This is a genomic window from Anaerolineales bacterium (genome assembly GCA_015075625.1).
In the GTDB taxonomy this organism is placed as follows: Bacteria; Chloroflexota; Anaerolineae; order Aggregatilineales; family UBA2796; genus UBA2796.
This window is the reverse complement of the sequence record JABTTZ010000001.1, coordinates 2,028,052-2,049,257: the sequence shown is the minus strand read 5'-3', so window position 1 is coordinate 2,049,257 and position 21,206 is coordinate 2,028,052. Positions and strand designations below refer to the sequence as shown.

The 21,206-nt window shown below is 54.8% G+C and carries 18 protein-coding genes and 3 pseudogenes; 7 read left to right on the top strand and 14 right to left on the bottom strand.

What is annotated here, in order from left to right; genetic code table 11:
* The 5 genes and pseudogenes from HS103_08440 (at window position 1) to HS103_08420 (ending at window position 7,609) form a co-directional block, all read left to right on the top strand.
* A pseudogene (locus HS103_08440) lies at window positions 1–570 on the top strand (ribonucleoside-diphosphate reductase, adenosylcobalamin-dependent).
* Between the two features lie 969 nt (window positions 571–1,539).
* A pseudogene (locus HS103_08435) lies at window positions 1,540–2,253 on the top strand (intein-containing adenosylcobalamin-dependent ribonucleoside-diphosphate reductase).
* 1,473 nt (window positions 2,254–3,726) lie between these two features.
* A pseudogene (locus HS103_08430) lies at window positions 3,727–4,605 on the top strand (hypothetical protein).
* Window positions 4,606–5,370: 765 nt separating this feature from the next.
* The gene (locus HS103_08425) at window positions 5,371–6,507 is read left to right on the top strand and encodes a hypothetical protein (protein MBE7512827.1); all 1,137 of its coding nucleotides are present in this window, start codon (window positions 5,371–5,373) and stop codon (window positions 6,505–6,507) included.
* A 67-nt stretch (window positions 6,508–6,574) separates the two neighbouring features.
* The gene (locus HS103_08420) at window positions 6,575–7,609 is read left to right on the top strand and encodes a hypothetical protein (protein MBE7512826.1); all 1,035 of its coding nucleotides are present in this window, start codon (window positions 6,575–6,577) and stop codon (window positions 7,607–7,609) included.
* A gap of 37 nt (window positions 7,610–7,646) precedes the next feature.
* Here the strand turns inward: HS103_08420 and HS103_08415 are convergent, their stop codons facing one another.
* From HS103_08415 to HS103_08385, 7 genes are all read right to left on the bottom strand, one after another.
* Window positions 7,647–8,777, bottom strand: a complete 1,131-nt coding sequence (locus HS103_08415) for a hypothetical protein (GenBank protein ID MBE7512825.1) — start codon at window positions 8,775–8,777, stop codon at window positions 7,647–7,649.
* Between the two features lie 134 nt (window positions 8,778–8,911).
* Window positions 8,912–9,340 carry a response regulator gene (locus HS103_08410; GenBank protein MBE7512824.1) on the bottom strand — a complete coding sequence of 143 codons (429 nt, stop codon included), beginning with the start codon at window positions 9,338–9,340 and terminating at the stop codon, window positions 8,912–8,914.
* Window positions 9,341–9,469: 129 nt separating this feature from the next.
* A complete protein-coding gene (locus HS103_08405; protein MBE7512823.1) occupies window positions 9,470–9,610 on the bottom strand; it encodes a hypothetical protein in 141 nt (46 codons plus the stop codon).
* 16 nt (window positions 9,611–9,626) lie between these two features.
* Entirely contained in the window at window positions 9,627–10,691 is a 1,065-nt protein-coding gene (locus HS103_08400; GenBank protein MBE7512822.1) for a Gfo/Idh/MocA family oxidoreductase, read from the bottom strand.
* Window positions 10,688–10,930: a hypothetical protein gene (locus tag HS103_08395; GenBank protein ID MBE7512821.1), complete on the bottom strand. Its 243-nt coding sequence runs from the start codon at window positions 10,928–10,930 to the stop codon at window positions 10,688–10,690. The genes HS103_08400 and HS103_08395 overlap by 4 nt, the downstream gene beginning before the upstream one ends.
* A gap of 168 nt (window positions 10,931–11,098) precedes the next feature.
* Entirely contained in the window at window positions 11,099–11,488 is a 390-nt protein-coding gene (locus tag HS103_08390) for a c-type cytochrome (GenBank protein MBE7512820.1), read from the bottom strand.
* On the bottom strand, window positions 11,485–12,183 hold the full coding sequence (locus HS103_08385; protein ID MBE7512819.1) for a hypothetical protein: 699 nt from the start codon (window positions 12,181–12,183) through the stop codon (window positions 11,485–11,487). The genes HS103_08390 and HS103_08385 overlap by 4 nt, the downstream gene beginning before the upstream one ends.
* Window positions 12,184–12,323: 140 nt before the next feature.
* On the opposite strand from HS103_08385, the gene HS103_08380 reads away from it, so the two are divergent.
* Window positions 12,324–13,808 carry a B12-binding domain-containing radical SAM protein gene (locus HS103_08380; protein MBE7512818.1) on the top strand — a complete coding sequence of 495 codons (1,485 nt, stop codon included), beginning with the start codon at window positions 12,324–12,326 and terminating at the stop codon, window positions 13,806–13,808.
* Window positions 13,809–14,124: 316 nt separating this feature from the next.
* Here HS103_08380 and HS103_08375 read toward each other — a convergent pair whose 3' ends face one another.
* Window positions 14,125–15,783, bottom strand: a complete 1,659-nt coding sequence (locus tag HS103_08375) for a pyridoxal-phosphate dependent enzyme (protein ID MBE7512817.1) — start codon at window positions 15,781–15,783, stop codon at window positions 14,125–14,127.
* 99 nt (window positions 15,784–15,882) lie between these two features.
* Window positions 15,883–16,107: a twin-arginine translocase TatA/TatE family subunit gene (gene tatA, locus HS103_08370; GenBank protein ID MBE7512816.1), complete on the bottom strand. Its 225-nt coding sequence runs from the start codon at window positions 16,105–16,107 to the stop codon at window positions 15,883–15,885.
* Window positions 16,108–16,264: 157 nt separating this feature from the next.
* On the opposite strand from tatA, the gene HS103_08365 reads away from it, so the two are divergent.
* A complete protein-coding gene (locus tag HS103_08365) occupies window positions 16,265–17,044 on the top strand; it encodes a site-specific DNA-methyltransferase (protein ID MBE7512815.1) in 780 nt (259 codons plus the stop codon).
* On the opposite strand, the gene HS103_08360 is transcribed toward HS103_08365, so the two are convergent.
* The 5 genes from HS103_08360 to HS103_08340 all read right to left on the bottom strand — a co-directional run bounded on the left by HS103_08360 (window position 16,974) and on the right by HS103_08340 (window position 21,176).
* Entirely contained in the window at window positions 16,974–17,846 is an 873-nt protein-coding gene (locus HS103_08360) for a hypothetical protein (GenBank protein ID MBE7512814.1), read from the bottom strand. The two genes, HS103_08365 and HS103_08360, sit on opposite strands and share 71 nt — an antisense overlap.
* Window positions 17,847–18,686 carry a DsbA family protein gene (locus HS103_08355; GenBank protein MBE7512813.1) on the bottom strand — a complete coding sequence of 280 codons (840 nt, stop codon included), beginning with the start codon at window positions 18,684–18,686 and terminating at the stop codon, window positions 17,847–17,849. It abuts the gene before it with no gap.
* A 90-nt stretch (window positions 18,687–18,776) separates the two neighbouring features.
* Window positions 18,777–19,103, bottom strand: a complete 327-nt coding sequence (locus HS103_08350) for a Uma2 family endonuclease (GenBank protein MBE7512812.1) — start codon at window positions 19,101–19,103, stop codon at window positions 18,777–18,779.
* Window positions 19,104–19,187: 84 nt separating this feature from the next.
* Window positions 19,188–20,297: a DegT/DnrJ/EryC1/StrS family aminotransferase gene (locus HS103_08345; GenBank protein MBE7512811.1), complete on the bottom strand. Its 1,110-nt coding sequence runs from the start codon at window positions 20,295–20,297 to the stop codon at window positions 19,188–19,190.
* A gap of 363 nt (window positions 20,298–20,660) precedes the next feature.
* Window positions 20,661–21,176 carry an acyltransferase gene (locus HS103_08340; protein ID MBE7512810.1) on the bottom strand — a complete coding sequence of 172 codons (516 nt, stop codon included), beginning with the start codon at window positions 21,174–21,176 and terminating at the stop codon, window positions 20,661–20,663.
* Between the last annotated feature and the right edge of the window lie 30 nt (window positions 21,177–21,206).

Sequence of the window (21,206 nt, the reverse complement as noted above, 5' to 3'; positions counted from 1 at the left end):
ATGCGTATCGCCAAGGTCGATAGTGCTTTGTCCGGCACTAACAGCTTACCCCCCGTCCCCCTCCCCGATGATCTGCGTGCGCAGACCATCCATCTGACGGATAACGCCCGTACAGTCTTGCAGAAACGCTACCTGCGGCGCGGGAACGATGGCAAACCGGCTGAGACCGAACACGAGATGTTTTGGCGCGTCGCCTATTACGTCGCAGTGGCAGAGCAGGCATTTGATGGCGATGTCATGGCGGCAGCGCGGCGCTACTTTGACCTTCTGACGGGCTTGCAGTTCTTCCCCAACAGCCCCACCTTTAGCGGCGCAGGAACTCCCCTGGGGCAGCTTGCGGCGTGCTTCGTTCTGGCTATTGATGACGACATGGGGCGCACCGACAGCGGGATTTTCCAAACCTTGCGCAACGCCGCCCTGATTCAACAAACGGGCGGCGGCAATGGCTTTGCCTTCTCCCGCCTTCGCCCAAAGGGAGCTATCGTCAACAGCAGTCGCGGCGAGGCAACCGGTCCCGTCGGCTTCCTCCGCGTCTACGATCAGGCATTTGGGGAGATTGCACAAGGCGGATGTCTAACACCCGACACCCTTGTTTTCACCGAAAAAGGGCTTCTCCGTCTTGATGAAATCGTCACACATACCGCCATTGGGTGGGATGAACATGAGATAACCGTTCCCACTGATGAAGGGGATCGCCACTCCGGTGCAGCCTATAACAATGGGGCTGCTCCTGTTTTGCGGATTCACACCGATGAAGGCTTGGAACTGACTGGAACGCCCAACCACAAAATCAAGGTGATGACGGATACAGGTCCTGTTTGGCGGGCATTTGAGGAACTCCAAGCAGGGGACGCAATTCTGGTCAAATTGGGGCAGCATCGTGGGCATAATCAACCCCTTCGCACCCCGCAAAAACAGCATGGCAATCAGATCATGCCAGTTTTCCCAGCCCTTCTTGATCAAGACTTTGCCTTCTTCCTCGGCTATATGGCGGGGGATGGATTCATGGCATCGGCTGAAGATGATCACCGGATAGGCGTCACCGTAGCGCACACAAGCTACCTCTTTAGCGAGATGCCGGCAATGATGCACCGCTTGTTTGGAGAGCATTTGACTGTTCACGTTCTTCAACAACCCAATGATGCCTCTGCCACCTTTGTCTTGGATAACCGTGCCATAAAGGATTTCTTTATCCTGAACGGTTTGACAAAAGAACGCAGTTTAACAGCCAGTGTGCCGCGTCTGATCCGCCAAAGCCCCCCAAACGTTGTTGGCGCTTTTCTGCGTGGTTTATTCGAGGCAGATGGATCACCCTCGCATGGCTACCCCTCGTTGATGAGCAGTTCTAAGACCTTAATTCACGAGGTCGCCACGCTCTTGATCGGCTTGGGTTGCCCGGTCACTATTCGCCGCCAAACGATCAACGAAACCCATTATGGGGAAAATCCCATGTGGATGTTACGGATCAATTCTTCTGTAGGGTTGGCGATATGGCAGGAAAAAATTGCGTGTGATTTGCGCTCCCGCTTCCAAGTAAGTATGGAGCTTATTCCTGACCGGGCGCGTGAAAGCAGTTATTCCTTGCCGAACCCTGCCTATTGGGTCACTCCCGTTCTGGATGGAATCACGTTGCCCCAAACCGAACACAGGGCAAGGGGCATGGGCAGAAATTTCCGCGCTGTGGATTCAAAACTGCGCAAAAAGTTGCTTCGTTACACGCGAGGAGATCGTCAATTAACCCTTTCGGGATATGCGATCTTAAGCGAGGCACACGCCGAATTCGCGCAGTATGCCCACCCGATCAATGATTCGTGGTTTGTCCGCGTCATCGCCGTTGAGCCAGCCGGGGAATCACTGACCCTCGATCTTGAGGTGGACGACAACCACACCTACCTTGCCAACGGGATTGTCACGCATAATTCTCGGCGCGGGGCGAATATGGCAGTTTTGAAGGTGAATCATCCTGACATTCGAGAATTCATCACCTCCAAAACCGACGAGAGCAAGATCACCAATTTCAACATCAGCGTCGGCATTACCGATGAATTCATGGAAAAAGTCCAAGCCGATGGGATGTTCGATCTGATCAACCCCCACGATGGTAAGGTCTGGGAGACCGTCCGCGCCCGCGAAATCTTCGATCTCATCGTCCAGCGCGCCCACCACAACGGCGAACCGGGGGTGTTGTTCCTTGATGCTGCCAACCGCGCCAACCCCGTCCCCCACTTGTATGAGTTGGAGTCTACGAATCCTTGCTTTGTTGGCTCAACTCGTGTAGCAACAGATCGCGGGCTTGTGACCATCAAAGACCTTGCTGAAAGTGAGCAGCACGTTATGGTTGCTACGGACGGGCGTGCGCCGTTTGGTGGCAATGGACGAGCCGAAAACACAAACTACGGAATTGCCTACCGTGCCTCTACACCAGCTTGGCTAACACGGCGTAATACGCCGGTCCTGAAGTTAACCACCAACCATGGTTATACGGTCACAGCTACACCGGATCATAAATTTCTTACCCCAGATCGGGGTTATGTTGAACTCAGCCAGCTGAAACCTCATGATAGTCTGCTTTTACAGTCTGGTGAAGGGGCATGGAGTAAAAACTATGCGTTACCCAATACCGAGACTGTCCATCAGGCAATGGCACTCATGGCTATGAGTGGTGATCATAAATCAGGACATACCGTTCAACGTCAAGATTTCGCCGATATGTATAACCATATACCAAGCATGTGGTCGCATGAGCTTGGCATTGTCTTGGGGTTCATTGTAGGGGATGGTTGGGTGTCACCAGACAGCGGTTCGCCGCTTGGCATGGTCTTTGACAAGCAAGCAAATGATGTTCGGGAATGCGTACATGGGGCATTGAAGCAATGGTTTGGGGATGGGCATTTGCATGAGCGAGAGTCGGTATGGCAATTGACATACGGCAAAGTGCCTTACACGTTCTTCACTACCCTTGGGGTGCTGCACACTCCAGCACATGAAAAGCAGGTTCCCGGCTCGATTTGGAACGCCCCCCGTGAAGCCGTTGTTGGCTTTTTACAGGGGTTGTTTTCTGCTGATGGGACAGTTGGTTCTAATGAAGCCGAGAAATCATGCAGTGTACGACTTGCGAGTTCTTCAAAACCCCTTCTCGAAGATGTTCAACGTTTACTAGTCAATTTTGGTATCGTCAGCAAAATTCACCATCGTCGCTCAACAGGTTATCGTCGCTTACCCGATGGACAAGGAGGTTATAAGGATTATCTCGTTCATGATGATTATGAGTTGATCCTCGATAAAGCGAATCGGGATCGCTATGTCGAGATTATCGGCTTCATTGATGGTGCAAAACAGGCAAAGGTGACCAGATTCATCACTGGGAAAGCCCGCAAATCAAACCGAGAGAATTTTATTACCAAAATTCTCTCTATCGAAGATGCAGGCACTGCTGATGTCTACGACCTCACTGAGCCTCAAACGCACAGCGTTATTGTAAATGGGTTAGTTGCACATCAATGCGGTGAGCAATTTCTAGGGGCATACGAAAACTGCTGCCTCGGCAGTATCAACCTTGCCAAGCTGCCTCTCGTTGATGGACAGCCCGACTGGAACACCTTCCAAGCGTGGATCGAAACCTCCACCCGCTTCTTGGATGATGTCGTCACCGCCAACAGCTATGTGCCAAGTGTCCCCCAGCTTTCCATCGCCGCCCAAAAAGTCCGGCGCATCGGCTTGGGCATCATGGGGCTTGCCGACCTCATGTACCGCCTCGGCGTTCGTTATGGCAGCGAGGAAGGGCAAGAATTCGCCGGACAGATCAGCGAATTCCTCCGCTACCACGCCATGCGCACCAGCATCGAACTGGCGAAGGATCGCGGCGCATTCCCCGCTATCAAGGGCAGCATCTACGATCCCGAAAATCTGAAATGGCAGCCCCCCACCCCGCTGTTCCCCTACAGCCGCAATTGGGGACGCCCCAAACTTGATTGGGCGAAAATCGTCAAGGGCATCAAAAAACACGGCATTCGCAACGGGGCGCAAACAACCGTTGCCCCCACCGGTACAATCGCCACCGTCTCCGGCTGTGAAGGTTACGGCTGCGAACCCGTCTTTGCCCTCGCCTACATTCGCCATGTCAACGACAAAGGGCGCGATCTTCAACTCCAGTACACCAGCCCGCTCTTTGAGAAGGCGCTCCACGATCTGAACCTTCCAGAGCATGAGATCACGCGCATTGTCACCCATGTCAACACGCACGGCACATGCCAAGATGCGCCCAACCTTCCAGACTCCATCCGTCACACCTTTGTGGTCAGTTCCGATGTCACCGCCACAGAGCATATTCGGATGCAGGCGGCAATGCAGTGCTTTGTCGATAATGCGATTAGCAAGTGTGTCTCGGGCGATACACTTGTGTTAACCGCATCTGGGTTGACACCCATCTCCGAACTTTCAGAAATGCGCCTGCACGATCAATTTGAGCCCCTGACAATGGATGTTGTCACACCTTGTGGGGTGGAAAAAACAGACGCCTTTTTCTATGGTGGGATGCGAGAAACCCGCAAAGTCCATCTCAGCTATGGCTTCAAACTTGAGGGAACGCCGAATCACCGCGTTCATGTTTTGGGAAAAACCGGTGCGATTCAATTTGTGCGGCTTGATGAATTGACCATTGGTGATACGGTTGTGCTTTATGGCGGGCAACAGGTTTTCGGTGATGCTAAACAGCTTCTTCCGGGTTTCAATATGCCTAAACGTCATCATCAGAAATTCATCAAATTTCCTGAGCGTATGTCAACCGAATTGGCGTATATCTTGGGATGCATTACCTCTGAGGGTGCCATTGGTAAGAATGGTACCTATATCACTAATGGCGATTACGATCTCTTAGATCGCTTAGGGCTGTTATTCACTGCCGTCTTCGGACTCACCTACCATATCAGCAAGGATACTCGCCGTGAGAGTGTTTACACCTTGCAAGTGAACTCACGTCCCTTGCGTGATTGGCTTTTGACCTGTATTGGTATGGAAGCTGGCGCACGAAATAAGATCATCCCCACCCCAATTTTACGCGGTAGCCGATCCGAGATTGCCGCCTTTTTACGGGGATTATTCTTAGATGCCTATATGACTCGGGATGGGCGTATGTTCGGAATTGGGCTTGCCACCCGCAGATTACTCCAACAACTTCAGGTGTTATTCCTGAACTTTGGCGTCATAGGGCGTATCCATAAAGGGGGTCCCAATGCCTGGGCATTAACCGTAGCAGGCTCGTCTCTGGAACTTCTGGCTAGTTTTATTGAGTTCGATGAAGTCTGGAAGACACAGCGTATCTCCATCCGACACGAAGGGCGTGAGCAAAGAGTACACACCTATGCTGAACTGATGCCACGTGAGTTGACATTGGCGCTCCGCCGGATGCAGCAAACATCGAAATACTCGCTTCGCTCACTTTATGGGGAACAAACCCAAGACTATCAACGGGCGCGGGTCAACTTGCTCCAAAATCACCGCATGGACAGGGACTTAGCAAAGGCAATTTACAGTCACTTTAGTGATGCGATTGATCCTTTCGCTAAAGGGTTCTTTGGGGGAGATAAGCCCGAATGCTTATATGTCGAGGTAGAAGCCATTGACAGTGGGTTCAGTGAAGTTTACGATTTGAGTGTGCCGGGATCGCACACCTTTGTCGCCAGTGGTTTGGGTAACCACAATACGTGCAATTTTCCCTCAAGTGCAACCCTCTCCGATGTTGCCGAGGCGTACCAGCTTGGCTGGAAACTCGGCTGCAAGGGCTTGACCGTTTACGTCACTGGCAGCCGTGAAAAGGTGGTGCTAGAGACACACGCTACGGCAAAGGCGAAAGATGGCGAATCCGCCCCCGTCCTCGCCGCACCCATCGCCATAGAGCCAACGAAGCCCGCTCCCATCAAGGCAGAGCAAAAGGGGTTGTTCTACGAGACGAAGAAACCCCGTCCGCGCCGCCTTCAGGGGCGTACTTACCGCGTGGGGACACCCCTCGGCGGGACGTATGTCACAATCAACGAGAACGGTCACGGCGAGGGCAACCCCTTTGAGTTGTTCATCCACACCTCAAAGGCAGGGTCAGAGACAGCGGCGGTTTCTGAGGCAATCGGGCGGCTCAGTTCGCTCATCCTGCGGATGGCGTCACCGCTTGCCCCCCGTGAGCGCGTTCGGGAAATCCTAAAACAGTTGGAGGGGATTGGCGGCGAACGAAGCATCGGCTTTGGCTCGCAGCGCGTCCGCAGCCTTCCCGATGGTGTGGCGCAAGCGCTCCGCGAATACCTAGACGAAACCGACGCCGCTGATCAGGTCGAGGTACACCCTGTGGTCTATGACGCCGACGAGGACGACGCTAAAATCGCCCCAATGACCCTTGAGGCGGGAGTAACAGCGCCAAAACGGATCATCGGGGATCTCTGCCCAGAGTGTGGCGAGGCATCCGTAGTGAATGAAGAAGGCTGCCGTAAGTGCTATAATTGCGGTTATAGCGAATGTTGAGGTTATAACCAACTGGGGGGCGGGTGGCAAACCCGCCCCAACTAACATAGATAGGCTTCCTTTTTTTATGACCGCACGCACCTATGTTGAGCGGCTTTTCGCCTCCTTTGACCGCACCGCCCAAACGCGCCGCATCCTTACTCATGACTACCACGTTGCGGATCGTCGCTTCCGCACGGTCATTCTTGGCGAGGCGCTCCAACGTTACCTTGAGCCTGCCCTTGCCCACATCGAAATCCCCCTTGCCGAGACGCCCGATTTAACCATTTCCCTATGGGATGGCAGCCTCACGGGGGAACATATCCCTCCCTATGAGAGGATGACCAGTACGGAGGGCGATCCGACCTACCGCTACCGCGACGCCGCCTACCATATCGAATACCATACAGCGTTCAACCTAACACTCTGCATCGATTTTCCCAACCGCCGCGCCGCCTTTTTCCTGCCTAACCCAGTGGTTCTTCCCTCATGGGCGCAAGCCTTTCCCTTGCGGACGATCCTCAATTCATGGCTGCGCGAGACGCCGTTCCAACTGACGAACGCGGCTGCCGTAGGCTTTCCCGAAGGCGGTGTTTTGATCGTTGGCGTTGCTGGCGCGGGGAAATCGGTCACGGCGCTGGCATGTTTAGAATCACCCTTGCAGTTTGCCGGAGATTCCTTCGTCCTCACCGCCGCCGAGCCAACCCCCATGATTTACAGCCTGTACAGCATCGCCATGCTGGACGCCGATGGCTTGACGCGCTTTCCCCGCTACGCTCCCCACGCCCTTAATAAAAAGCGTGCCGCCGATGAAGAAGCGCTGATCCCTTTAGCGGAGATCGCTTCCGAAAAACTCATTCGGGAAATGCCCCTTCGTGCCGTCCTCATGCCGCGCCTAAATACAGGCGCAGCAGCGGGAACAGCCCCGCTTATTCCGGCAATGCCTACGGCTGCCCTCGCCGTCCTTGCTCCCTCAACAGCGGCACAGGTGCGCGGCGCAGAGCGCGAAGGGTTTGCCAAACTTGCCACCCTCGTGAAATCCGTCCCCTGTTATATCCTTGAGGTGGGCAGCGATCTCACCATCATCCCGCCCCTCATCATCGATCTCTTGTTGGGGTTATAGGGGCAGCCAACCCCCAAGCACGCCTCATTCACAGCCCTCAACGCTGACCGTTTCTCACCCCATTTTGGCTGCCAATTTGTGCAATCGGGTACGAACGCCGCGTGTGCAGCACAGACCGATCCGACGACCATGTCCCATAAGGGGCAATCGTCATCGCCGCCAACGAGAGCAGCACCGTATCATAATTCACCCGCCATCCGGCAAAATCACGCCATGCCTGATCCCGATCTGGGCGCATGGCAACACCCGCATCAGCAAGCGCTTTGTAGACAATATCAAACTCGCTGCGTGTAATGCTGATCGGGTCGTCCGGTTTGGGGTCAGGGTTGTACTCCATCCCAAAGAAATCGGCGATCCGACGCAGGGCGATGAACCCACTGCGAATACAAATTTGTGCGTCTGGATCACGGGGCAGGTCAAGCGCAGAGACGATGAACGATGCGCTGTCCAAAACCGCCCCCGCCGCTGTCACCCAATGGCGGTGCGGTTGTGGCGAGCGAAACCACACAAGCGCCACCAGCGAGGTGTGCGTTTCCTCCAACTCGGCAAACCACACCTCCCACTGCTTCCAAAGGTCAACGAACTTGTCCAGCCGTCCCAACCCGTGATACCGTTCGACAAGCGTCTGGACAAAGGGTGGTGAGCCAGCCCGTACCTCCAGCATGGCGACAGCCGATTCCCGCCGGCTGAAAGCGCTGTAGATCGTCGGCAGGTAAGAGATCAAAATTGCCGTCAGGGTGATGCCGATGGTCGCCTCTAGAAAGACAAGCGCTTTCGTTAAAAACGTGTCGGTGAGTGCGAAACCAAGCGTCAGCAGCGACGATCCACTCAGACTGAAGGCTTCAAAAAGCGTCCCGATCCCTAGCGCCCAATAGATCAGCAGAAAGCCGATCAAGACCGTCGTCAGCCAGACGGTGGGCAGCAGCAGCAAACTGACCGGCGCATAGATCGCCATGACCCGATCCCGCCCCTCATAGGTATCGATATGCCGCACCTTAATGTACAGCCGAAATAAGCGGGCGACAGCGCGAAACAAGGCAGCAACAATCGGATCATACGCGGCACGAGGAAGGACAAACGTCCGCATTGCTGAGGAAATCCCCCGCAAGACGATGTAAACGCCAATCGCAATGAGGACAATTCGCGCTAGAATCTCAAAGATAGACACGCAATCCCCCTTTTCCTGAACAAGGAAGATTGTACATAAGAGGCATCTATTCTGGGGATATTCTGGGGATATTCTGAGGAGAGAGCAGGGGCAGATCAGACCGCTGGCTGTACCACCCCCCCTAGAGGGTCATTTCACATCCACTCCCAAATAGATTCCCCTGCCAAAACGCGCCGAATCTGATCTGGAAAGCGATCTGGATCAAGCGGTTTGCCAATGAATCCATCGAATCCCGCTGTTTTTGCCCGCCGCATCTGCTCATCACCCGTATCGGCAGTGACGGCGATGATCAGCGTATTGCGCAGACGCGGACTGGCACGGACTTTTTGGAGCGCCTGATAACCATCCTCATAGGGCAGGTGAATATCCATCAATATGAGGTCAACGCGGGGGAGCGTGTCGGCAAACTGGGCAACTTGCCAGCCCGACGTTTTCCATTCGCAGCGTTGAATCCCCATGTAGGCAAGCATCCGTGCCACAAGGACAAAATTTCGCATGTTATCTTCAACAACAAGGACATGCGCATCAGCGGGTTCAACCGGGGTGCGTTTTGTATCTGTCATGGGCGCTCCGAGCCGGTGTAAAGTAAAGATTTTATTTTGGTATGCATTTTAATTGTAGCGTACCATTATCGAAGGGGCGAAAACAGGGCAATGTTTGATAACATTGTGATCCTCCCCCAACGATCCCATTCACAGAAGATTGTGACCAATCACCTCATCCCACATATCGGCTGAATTGGGGGTGCCATGCACAAACAAGACAGGATGCCCTTCACCACGCTCTTTCACACGGAGGGCTATCCGTTGAACGGTGATCATCCGCTCTTTCATCGCCTAGCATCTCCCCTCATAACGCCGCGCCGTTCATCCCCCTATAAAACGGATCGTCTGGGGTAATCGCCCCACGTTGGACAATTTCCTTGCCGAATCCCGCCTTATAAAAGGCGGTGACAAATTCCAACGTCTCCCGTGCCGCCCCTGCGGAACGCATCAAGGGTGGCGTTCCCGCCTCCATATCCGCCAAGAGCGCCCGAAACTGCGCCGCGTGGTCAGCCGGCGAATCATCCTCTAACGCCTCCCATGCTGCCATCACCGCCGCCTCGCTACTATAGCATGTCCAATCCTTCGCGGTGAAGTCATAGAGGTGGCGTGTTTCCAATGTCGCTCGTTCAAAATCCAGCCGAAGGTACGTCTCTTGGCGCGGCGAAAGAGCGCTGTTCAGCAGCGATCCCACCGCCCCGTTCTCAAAAGTGACTACCCCTGCCGAGAGATTATCAACCTCAATCGCCCGCTGCCGCGTCGTTACCACCCCGCGCACATCCCGCCACCTCCCAAACAGATGCAGCAGTAAATCGATGAGGTGAACGCCCAAATTCATGGTGACACCGCCCGTTTCTTGCGCCCATGTTCCCCGCCAGGGGACGCGGTAGTAGGCGGCATCTCGAAACCATGTCGTCGCGCAGAGTGCGGCAATGGGCGCTCCCAACACGTCGCCTTCAATCAACCCTTTGATATGGCGTACAACCCCGCTAAAACGCCGCTGGGCGATCACCGAACAATAACAGCGGCTTTCCTGTTCGGCGCGGATAATCCGATCCAGTTCGGCAAGGCTGGCGCAGAGGGGTTTTTCGCAAAGCACCCACGCCCCACTGGAAAGCGCCTTCACGCATTGGTCAGCGTGAAGGGCAGGCGGCGTACAAATCAAGACGAGATCGGGGTGTTCCTTCTCCAGCGCAGTGGCGAGATCATCATAGGCGGCGGAAATCCCATGATCAGCGGCAAAGGTGCGGGCGGTTGTCCTATCCCGATCCACAACCCCTTTTAAAACGGCACGTTCCCCCTCACCCCGCACCGCACGAACATGCGCTGGCGCAATAGCGCCCGCCCCAACCAGTAGCACGCTGATGGTCACGCCTCGTCCTCGCTATCCGCCCCTGTTTGGCTCTGCGAACCCAAACCCGCAATGCCCCATTGGTCGCCAAGTTTTCGGCTGATGCTCAGGCTTTCCTGATACAGTTTCCGCGCCCGCTCATCCTCATTTTTCATGGCGGCGTTGCTGTTGTTCTTGCTGTGGGTCAGCCCCGTCTCTAGACAGAGAAACCCCACCTGCATAAGGAAAATCAGAGCCGCGCCGATCAGTACCCAAAGAATATCAAGGGGTTGGTAGGGAGGTGAGGGATAGCGTCATGACAATGTTCCCCCGTAAGGTATAGGGCAATTAACGAAGTGTCATTGATAGGGAAATTATAAAAGTGGAATAAGCTTCAAGCGAATCGCCATGTCCTAACAAAGAGGGGCGCAGGAGCGCGCCCCCTTTCCTCATAACGTCAGCAAATAGGCGATCAAGTCGGCAATCTGTTGCGCCGTCAGCCGCCCGCCATAAGCGTTGTACATCGTGTTGGCATACCCACTCACAAGGTAGGCGGCGGGCTGGCTAATGCTCTGGTACAAATAGTCTCCCGCCGAAAGCCCCCCTACCCGCTCCCCTGCCACCTTCCCAAGCCCCTTCAACGCCGGACCGTTGATCATCGTTTCTTGGACAGAGTGGCAGCCATTGCAGGTTGGCATCTCCTCAATCGATGTTCTAAACAGCATCGCGCCGCGCTCTGCATCCCCCGCTGGCAGATCGGAAAATGGTGGCGGTTGCCCGCCACAGGCGCTTAGGGCAAGCATGAATAAAAGCACACAACCAATAGCCCAACGACTCACGGGATAACCTCCGCCCTCAGCGAGCTGCCGCACTCGCACTCCCCACTATCGACACAGCTTTCCGCGCTAAAGCCCACATAGAGCAAATCCGAGAGAATCATCCCTTGCGGCTGAAGGCTCTGCGGTGCGTCATTCATCGGATTCAGCGAAGTAAATTCCAGTTGCGTCGGACGGCGAATATCGGGGGCGATCACCTCCCCAAATTCAAGGAACTGAATCGGGCGTTCCCGCTCACGCGCCGCCACATCGTACCAATTGGCGTCGGCGCATGTCCCATCTACCGCTGTGAAGTGAAAAATCCGATAGGTCCCGATCACCGTCCCAATATCAACGATCTGGCGTGGTGTGACCAGAATCGTTCTCATGCCGAGGAAAATCATACACGCCTTGTTATCAAAATCTTGAATCAAGACGACCCCACCATATTTCGGCGTGACGCCCCACACCTCCCCCACATGAGGGGCATAGACCGTTTCATCGACACAACGGAAATCATAGGTGCGGCGGTTGGGGTCGTAAGGCGGTCTGCCGTCTCGGTTTTTCCCGTGCCAGGTGGACACCTTCCCTAAGGTACGCCCCGCACAGGGTGAATAATAATCAAGAATCACCGGATCAACAGCGGCGCGGCTTGCCGTCACGCTCAGCCCTCCGCTCAAAAGGATGATTAGAAAAAGGATGCACCGCGCCTGTTGCATAAGAACTCCCTTTCTTTGCCCCTTCCTGCATTGTAGCCCAATTCGGGGCTGAGGAAATGTCAGCGTCATCAGCCCGTTCGGCAAGCGGTGGGGAACAGACTACAATCACCGCCATAAACCAGATCAGGATAGTAAAAATCATGCCTCACACGGTCTTACTCTATAACCCACGCAGCACCTCCGCCGGCAAACAACGGTTGCCGCTCTCCCTCATGGCGATTGCCGCCATGATCGTCCCTGAGTATGAGGTGGAATTCATTGATGGTAACCTGATCCCTGATCCGGCAGCGCATATCCTAGATCGGGCGCGGGCGACGGGCGCCACACTGCTCGCCGTCACCGTCATGCCCGGACCGCAGCTAAAACAAGCCGTAGAGGTCTGTAAACGTGTGAAAGCAGCCTTCCCCGCCTTGCAGATCGTTTGGGGGGGATATTTCCCCACCCATCACGGCGAGATCACCGTCCGCAGTGGCTATGTTGATTTTGCCATTGAGGGGCAGGGTGAGGTTGCTTTTCGCCGCTTGGTCGATACCCTTCATCAGGGCGGCGCGTTGGCAGACGTGCCAAGCCTATGGTACACCGAAAAGGGGACACCGACGCTCACCCCTCGCGCTCCACTGCTCCCTTTGAACAACCTCCCCTACTACCCTTACGAAAAAATCGATATGACGCCGTATGCCCAAAAGCACTACTTGGGCAAACGCTGTTATCCTCATCACAGCAGTTTCGGCTGTCCCTTCGCGTGCAGTTTTTGCGCCGTTGTCGCCCTCAGCCATCAGCGTTGGCTGGCAGAATCGGCTGAACGCACGGCAAAGATCGTCACCCGCCTCCATACCCAATATGGCGCAGACTCTCTCGAATTTCATGACATGGATTTTTTCGTCAGCGAGGGGCGCACCCGTGAATTTGCCGAGCGCATCACCCCCTTAGGTCTGCGCTGGTGGGGCTTAGGGCGTGCCGATACGCTCATGGGCTACAGCGATGCCACCTTTGCCACCATGCAAAAAAGCGGCGTCAAGATGATCTTCATGGGCGCGGAAAGTGGCTCTGACGAGGTGTTGGCGCGGATGAACAAAGGCGGCACAAGCGCCGTTGCCGTCACCGAGGCAATCGTCGCACGGTTGAAACAGTACAATATCGTTCCAGAGCTTTCCTTTGTCTTGGGCAACCCCCCCGACCCCCTTGCCGATATTGACGCCAGTTTGCGCTTCATCAAACGGCTGAAACGCTTGAACCCCGCCATCGAATTGATCCTCTACATCTATACCCCCGTTCCCCAAGACGGCGCCGGTCTCTACGAGGAGGCAAAGCGTCTAGGCTTCCGTTTCCCCGAAAGCCTTGACGAATGGGCGAACGACGATTGGGAAACCTATGCCTTCCGCCGCAACCCAAACCTCCCCTGGTTCACTGAGGTGGCGCGGCGCAGGGTGCGCGATTTTGAAACGGTGATCAACGCCTACTACCCCACCGTCACCGATATGCGCCTCCACCACAGCGGCATGAAGATAATCCTCAAAGCGCTCTCCGGCTGGCGCTATCGCTTGGGCATCTACCGCGCCCCCTACGAGTTAAAAGCGCTTCAAAAGCTCATTCGCTACCGCCGTCCAGAGACGACGGGCTTTTAATCCCCGTCGTCTCACCCTTGACGAAATAGAACTTTTGTGCTACACTCTGTCTTGAAACGCTGCGCAGCGTTGTTTCCTTACCAAAGCATACCGAACGGTATCACCTTTCCAAAGGTCACACAGCACCTTCACAAGCGCCCTAGCCCTCATAAGTAGCCACCCACCCACACCGTTCCCAAACGGGGAGGGGTGCGGTAGGCGGAACGACGGCAAGACCGAGTTCGTCCAGAGGTGAATCGCGCTTTGTTGGGGGTTCTGTTCAAGCGAAACACCACAGCAGCCTACCCTTTAGTGGGGGTGGGCTGTTTGTGCTGCCTTAGGCATCCTTTAAGGTCGTCACGACGTGATCGACCAGATCGCGGGTGCGATAGCTCCCCTTCAGCCAGATCGACTCAATGTGTCCCTCCAAGCGGGCTTTGTCCGTCGCCGTCAGGTCTTTCCCCGATAGGACAATGACCGGAATCGCCGCTGTCTGTGGATCGCTTTTCAACCCCTCTAGCAAAGCAAAGCCATCCATTGTCGGCATCGTCAAATCGGTGATGATCAAATCGGGGTGGCGCTGCTTGATCACATCCAGCCCATCGAGCGGATCGTTCATCTCAAAAATCCGGTAATTCTTGTGCGCTTGCAGCAGCCGCCGGATCAACCGCGTATCATTCGGGTTATCGTCAATGACAACCACCGTCGTAATCTGTTCTTCCAGCCGTTCCAGCGCCGCGCCCAAGCCTTCCACATGCTGCGTTGGGGCGTTCTCCCCAAATTCCAGTTCCAAAACATACTGATCTTCGAGGATGTGCTTTTCGGCGGGGAAGGTATGCCCAGAACAGTTGATCACCACCCGCTCGTCAGGGCGAATCTGCCCACTGGCAATCAATTTCTCCACGCCGGCAAGGGCAACCGCTGTCGCTGGCTCAACGCTCAGCCCCTCCATACGGGCAAGCCGGCGCATGGCGCGGAACGCCTCCCCATCATCGACGCTGACCATCGTCCCGCCATCCTTCAAAAGAGCCTCCCGTATCAAGGTGTAGGCATGACCGGGATCGCCTGTGGCAAGGACGCTGATCAACGTCTGCGGCGTGACGGGTGTCGCCGCCGCCTCGCCGCGTTCAAAGGCACGCACCATCGGGGCGCAGCCCTCCGCCTGCACAAGGGCAAGTTTCGGCAGTTTATCGATCAACCCCAAATGGAGGAGCTCCCTAAACCCTTTGGCAGCGCCCAGCGGTCCGATTCCCCCACTCACCGCCTGCACATACCAATCGGGGGCGATCCAGCGCTCGCCATCAGCAAACGCCAACCCCAGTTGTTCGGCAATCTCATAGGCAAGCGTCTTCATGCTTTCTTTGCCAATAACGCCCTTTGCCCCCCGATCAAGGTACACCCCCCGTCGCGCCGCGAAATCTGCCGCGAACAGCTTTGCTTGATCATACGTCCCCGTAATCTTCACCAACTCCGCCCCATAGAGGGCAAGTTCACGCATTTTCTCCGCCGGCACCAGGCTTGTCAGAAACACCCACAGTTTGATCCCCGCATGGGCGCAGTAGGCGGCGTAAGCAGCGGCGGCATTTCCCGTTGAGGCAAGGACACATTCCCTGATTCCCTCTTGCCGCAAAACAGACACCGAGAGCGCCCCCTGACGGTCTTTGAAGGAGTTCGTCGGCATCCGCCGCTCATCCTTCAACATCAGGTTGGGATGGTTCAACGCCTCCCCAAGCCGCCGCGCCGGAATAAGCGGCGTCCACCCTTCCCCAATCGAGATGCGGGCGTTTAGATCGCGCAGTGGCAGAAGTTCTTCATAGCGCCACAGGGATGGTGCCCGTTTGGCAAGCTGCCTCCGCCAATCCAAGTGAGGATCATCAAGGTTGTAACGGGCGTCCAGCCATCCCCCCCCACACTGATCACAAGCGCTTTGCAAGGGCGCGGGGGGATGTTCAGCCCCACACATCAGACAAACAACGCGAGAGAATAACGAGGGCATCAGGTGCTTATTCCTATCAACCTAATCGTAAACGCAAACGGGCGGGGTGTGCGCCCGCCCGTAGGTCTTAATGAGGATTTCTCTGCCAATGCCCGATGATCAGCGTTGTTCGACGGGCTGCTTTGCGGCGGGGAGTTCCTCTGGGGTGCTTGCCGTGTTAGGCGGGAGTTGACTTTGCGCCTTCTTTTCCCCGTCTCCAACCCCCCGCCGAAACTCGCGGATTGCCGAGCCAAGTTCCCCGCCAAGCCGCGCAATCCGCCCCCCGCCAAAAAGAATCACGACGATCACCAAAATGATGATCAATTCGGTTGGTCCTAATTGCATCCTTTACACTCCTTTAAGGCTTTGTGTTGGGTTGCCCTCTTTAACCTCATTATAGCACGAAGTGAGGATCACTCTCCCATACATCAGAAGTGGGAGAGTTGTCTCCAGAGAACGTTCGTGCTATCATGGCGACATTAATCACCATGAGGTGGGATCAATGCAGTCAATACTGGAAAAGCCGCAAAAAAAGCGGCGCAAAAGCCCAGAGGGAATCGCCACGAATGATTTGATTCTTAGCGCCCATATAGGGACAAATGACGCTCTTTTCCCCCAAATTCTTAGGTTGTATGTGCCGCCCGGATCAACGATTGCCGATGTCACTTATGGGCGTGGGGTTTTCTGGAAAGATGTTCCAAATGATCAGTATTGTCTTTTGCCCTCTGATCTCAGTGTATCAACACCAACAAGATTCGGTTTGGTGAGAGCGGATTGCCGCGCCCTCCCCTATCCGTCATCGTCCATAGCTGCCCTTGTTTGCGATCCCCCCTACATGCACACCCCCGGCGGTACCGCACATGTGAACCATCAAAACTACGAAACCTACTACCGAAACAACCAAGCTGGACGCCTAGAAAACGGCGCAAAATACCATGACGCCGTTCTTGAACTCTATTTTGCCGCTGCACGGGAAGCATACCGTGTATTGGTCAATCGAGGGATTTTTATTGTGAAATGCCAAGATGAAGTATGTGCGAACAAACAACGTCTCACACACGTTGAACTGATCAATGAATTCACGAGGATGGGATTTATTGTAGAAGATTTATTTGTTCTCATGCGACAGGGCAAACCGGGTGTCAGCCGCATCAAGCAGCAATACCATGCCCGTAAAAACCACTCTTATTTCATTATTTTTCGGAAGTGGGTCAAAAAAGCGGCGACTCGGAAAAATACGCTCCAAAGGGTTGCACTGAAAGAGGGGGTTTTGCCTGATTAAGCTGCATATAGGCATGAGGTGGATCAAGGTAGTAAATTCGATGAATCGTGGCAATATGGGCTTGATAGAGACGCCATTGATCGGGGACGCAAATTTCGACCACTGCGTAACGTTTATGATCGAGTTTTGTCTCACCCAACCCAATAAACATTCCTAAATAGGCATGTTCACCAAAGGCGTGATCAAGAATTCGTTGATGTGCCCAAAACTCCGAGGCGCGTTCGCGGGTTGATGTTTTGATCGCCACATGGAAACGTGTCGTCCCCTCTATAGGAGCAAGAATCATGTCGAGCGTGAGGCGAATAGTCGTGTCACCAACCCTCACCGCAACGCGCTCAGTTGGTTCACTCTCGGCTGTTGTGGCAATGAGGTGCTTGATCAGGTATTCGAAAAATGTCCCCGGCGTTTGCCGATCCCCAGGATTGATCACATCCACCACGCAGGCAAACCCTATCGCAAGGGTATAACAGGCAGTCGTAATTTCTGTTGTACTCAAATCGGCGTTCAGTCTTCTCTGTTTGGCAGCAGTCATTAAACGCGCCACCAATTCCCCATCCTGAAACAGTGCCTCATTCACAGGGCGAGTGCTATTTACGGCTGCCGTGCGAAAACTAAAGAACGTTTTCCCTGTGATCTGACTCAGGAGAGGACGCCGATCCATCTCCCGAAGAAAAGCAAGGCATGTCTCTCCAATAGAGCCAAGTAGATCGGAGGTCGCTGGGGAAAGCGCCCCAGCCCGCATCTGTTTTTGAAGATGATCGAACTGTACCAATACTGTGCCAGTTCGCTTTGAAGGTGACATTTACCCCCCCGCCGCCAGCGCCTGTTCAATTGCCTGCTGAAAGGCGCGGTAGGGCTGCGCCCCAACGAGCGGCAGCCCGTTGATGAAAAACGTCGGCGTCCCGCTGATCCCCAAGTTAAACCCCTCAGCGAGGTCAGACTGCACTTTTGTGGCGTATTTGTTGCCCTCCACGCACGCCGCAAACGCCGCTTGGTCGGGAATTTCTATCTGCACACCATAGGCAATCAGCGCTTTGACACTTAGATCATTCTGATTAGCAAAGAGAATCTGGTGATATTCCCAAAATTTGCCCTGTTCGTTCGCACATTCAGAAGCATTTCCGGCATTTTCTGCGTTTGGATGAATGTTTGAGAGCGGGAAATGCTTGAACACATAGCGCACTTTATCCCCGTAATCGCGCTTGATCAGGTCATAGGTGTCGCGGTTGTAGCGCCCGCAATAGGGACACTCGAAATCGGAGTATTCAATAATCGTCACCTTCGCCTCGGTAGACCCCCACCCCGGCGCCGTTGTCGTATCAATGACGGCGGGCGTCGGCGGGGCGGCGGGGGCGGTGTTACCGCCAGTTCCACCCTGATTGATCAAGGCGTTCATCGAACTGATCTCTGAACGGACGCCTTCCCGCGCACCAGAGGCGGCGGCGCTCCGAATATCTTCGAGGGAGACGCCCCGTGTCGAAAACGTCACCCCCCCAACGATGAAGCCAGCGACGGCAAAGACCACCGCAATCAGGAAATAGTAAATTGATTGTTGGCTGACGGTGATTGTGTCCGCCGGACGGGGAGCATCCGGCGCAGGGTCGTTCAGGTGAATTGTCTCAGAAACAGGAACATTGGTCATGATCGCGTAGAAACCTTCTCACTCGCTTTGGGGTCATCTCGTTACCGTCATTCTACGCTACACAGCACGCCATGCCGAAAACTTCTCACACTATCCAAACAATTCCGATACGGCGATGGTGAACTGAGGCAAAATCGCTCCGCCGCTCAATATATCCCCACTATGGAGCGTTTGAATATCGCCAGTAGGCGTGAAAACCCCTACCGTTTTTCGCTTGAAGTCAATCACCCACACAATCTGCACCCCATCTTCAAGGTATAGCCCCGCCTTTCGATATATCTCGCTCAGCCGATCCGAAGGAGAAACTACCTCTACTGCCAAATTGGGGACAAGGATAAAGGGCTTTTCTTGCCAATCTGGTGTTGCCAAACAATAGGCATTAAAGCGGGCTGCATCGTAGACCATCAGATCAGGCACACGCGATCCGCGTCCTCCATAGAAAACCTCACCATGAGGTCGTCAAGACGGTATAGTCGTTCTTGAACGGGGGTGCTGGTCATCTTAGCTGCCCACCACCGCACGGCGAAGATGTTCCGTCACATAGTCAACCTGTGCTTCGGTCATCACCCCCGAAAAAGGCAAGGCAAGGAAGGTGTCGCCTGCCTGTTCCGTGTGGGGAAGGTCACCCCGCTGCCAGCCGAAACGCTCCCGATAAAAGGGCTGCAAATGAATCGGTGTGAAGTATGGGCGAGAGGGGATATCCGCCGCGTTCAGCGCGGTGATGATCGCCCCGCGATCCGCGTCCATACAGCGAATCACATAGACAAACCAACTCATTCGCGTTGTCGTTGGGGCGATATAGGGCTTTTGAATACCCGGGATTTCATCGATGCGCTCGTTGTACCAACCCGCCACGCGCTCTCGCTTTGCCAGCAGTTCCTCAATGCGCGTCATCTGCGCCACGCCAAGCGCCGCGCTCATCTCGTCTAAGCGGTAGTTATAGCCCAGCCGTGTATGGTTCAGCCACGCATCAAAGACATCCCGCCCCTGGTTGCGCAAACTGCGGTAGAGGTCGGCGTGATCGTCCCGATTGGTGACCATCATCCCACCCTCGCCCGTCGTCATCTGCTTGTTTGGGTAAAAGGCAAACACGGCTACATCCCCAAACGTCCCGCACAGGCGTCCCTTATACGCCGCGCCAAGCGCCTCGCAAGCGTCCTCAATGATCATCAGGTTGTGGCGGCGGGCAATCGCCACAATGCGATCCATCTCAGCCGGCTGCCCAAAGGCATGAATCGGCATGATCGCCTTCGTCCGAGGGGTGATCGCCGCCTCCACTGCATCGGGGTCAAGGTTGCCTGTCTGCGGGTCAATATCCACGAAAACGGGTTTCCCCCGCTCATAAAGAATCGCGTTGGCGCTGGCGATAAAGCTGAACGAGGCGGTGATCACTTCGTCATCATCATGCACATCGGCAGCAATCACGGCAAGATGCAGCCCTGCCGTCCCAGAATTCACGCCAATGCCATGCTTCATACCTGTATAAGCGGCGATCTGCCCCTCAAACTCCCGAATATACGGACCAATGCTGAGTGTTGGCGTGCGCAATACCGCATTTACGCTATCGATTTCGGTTTGGGTAATGTCCGGCGACGACATAGGAATGTGCATGGAATATCCTTGTGGTAGCTCAGTGATTAGAATGAAATCAGACCCTGCTTCATGGCAAAACTAGGCTGTGTTGACGGTTTTGGTTCAGAACCCCTATCCCCCCCGGTTACTGCGCAGCAGTTGCCTTTCCCCCTAGACAGGGAAAGGGGATAGGCGATAGGGGTTCTTTAGAAATCTTCCTGATGGACTACTAAGTACAAACAAAAAGCCCTTTGGGATGGGGACGACGGAAAATCCCATACGGATATGCCTTTTAAGCCCCGAAGGGGTGGCTGTTTTCAGCCCGCTGCTTTAGCGGCGGGATCACGGGATCATACGTCAGCCCGCCTTTTCACTGTGGTGGTACTTAGGCGGCGGGAGGGCTTACTCAAAGCGTACTTTGGGACGCTTGCCAACCACCCGTGCTGGGACGCCCACATTGATCGTCCATGGCTCCACATCCTTCGTCACGATTGCCCCCGCCCCAACAATTGCCCCTTCGCCAATGGTCACGTTTGGATAGATGATCGCATTGCTGCCGAGGAAGGAATCCTTCTTCATAATCACCGCCCCCCGAATCACCTCTTGTTGTTCGATAGGGACAACCGGCACCATCCGTTTGCCGTCGCCGTAATGCTGTGTTCCGGTCACAATCCGGCAGCCCGCCGAGACGCCCACATAATCCTCGCTGATAAACTCCCCACCGCCGATGATCGTCGTGAACGAGCAGATGTGGTTGTAGCGCCCAATGACGATTCCCTGCCCGCCGTAGATGAAGGCGAAATCGTCAATCTGTGTCCCCTCCCCAATGGTGATCACCTCTTCTTTGATGATCCGCGCCCATTCGTAAATGACCACATTTGCGCCGAGCGCCTTAAATTTCGTCAGATCGGTTAACACGCTTACATCCTTTTGCCCTCTTGGGTGTAT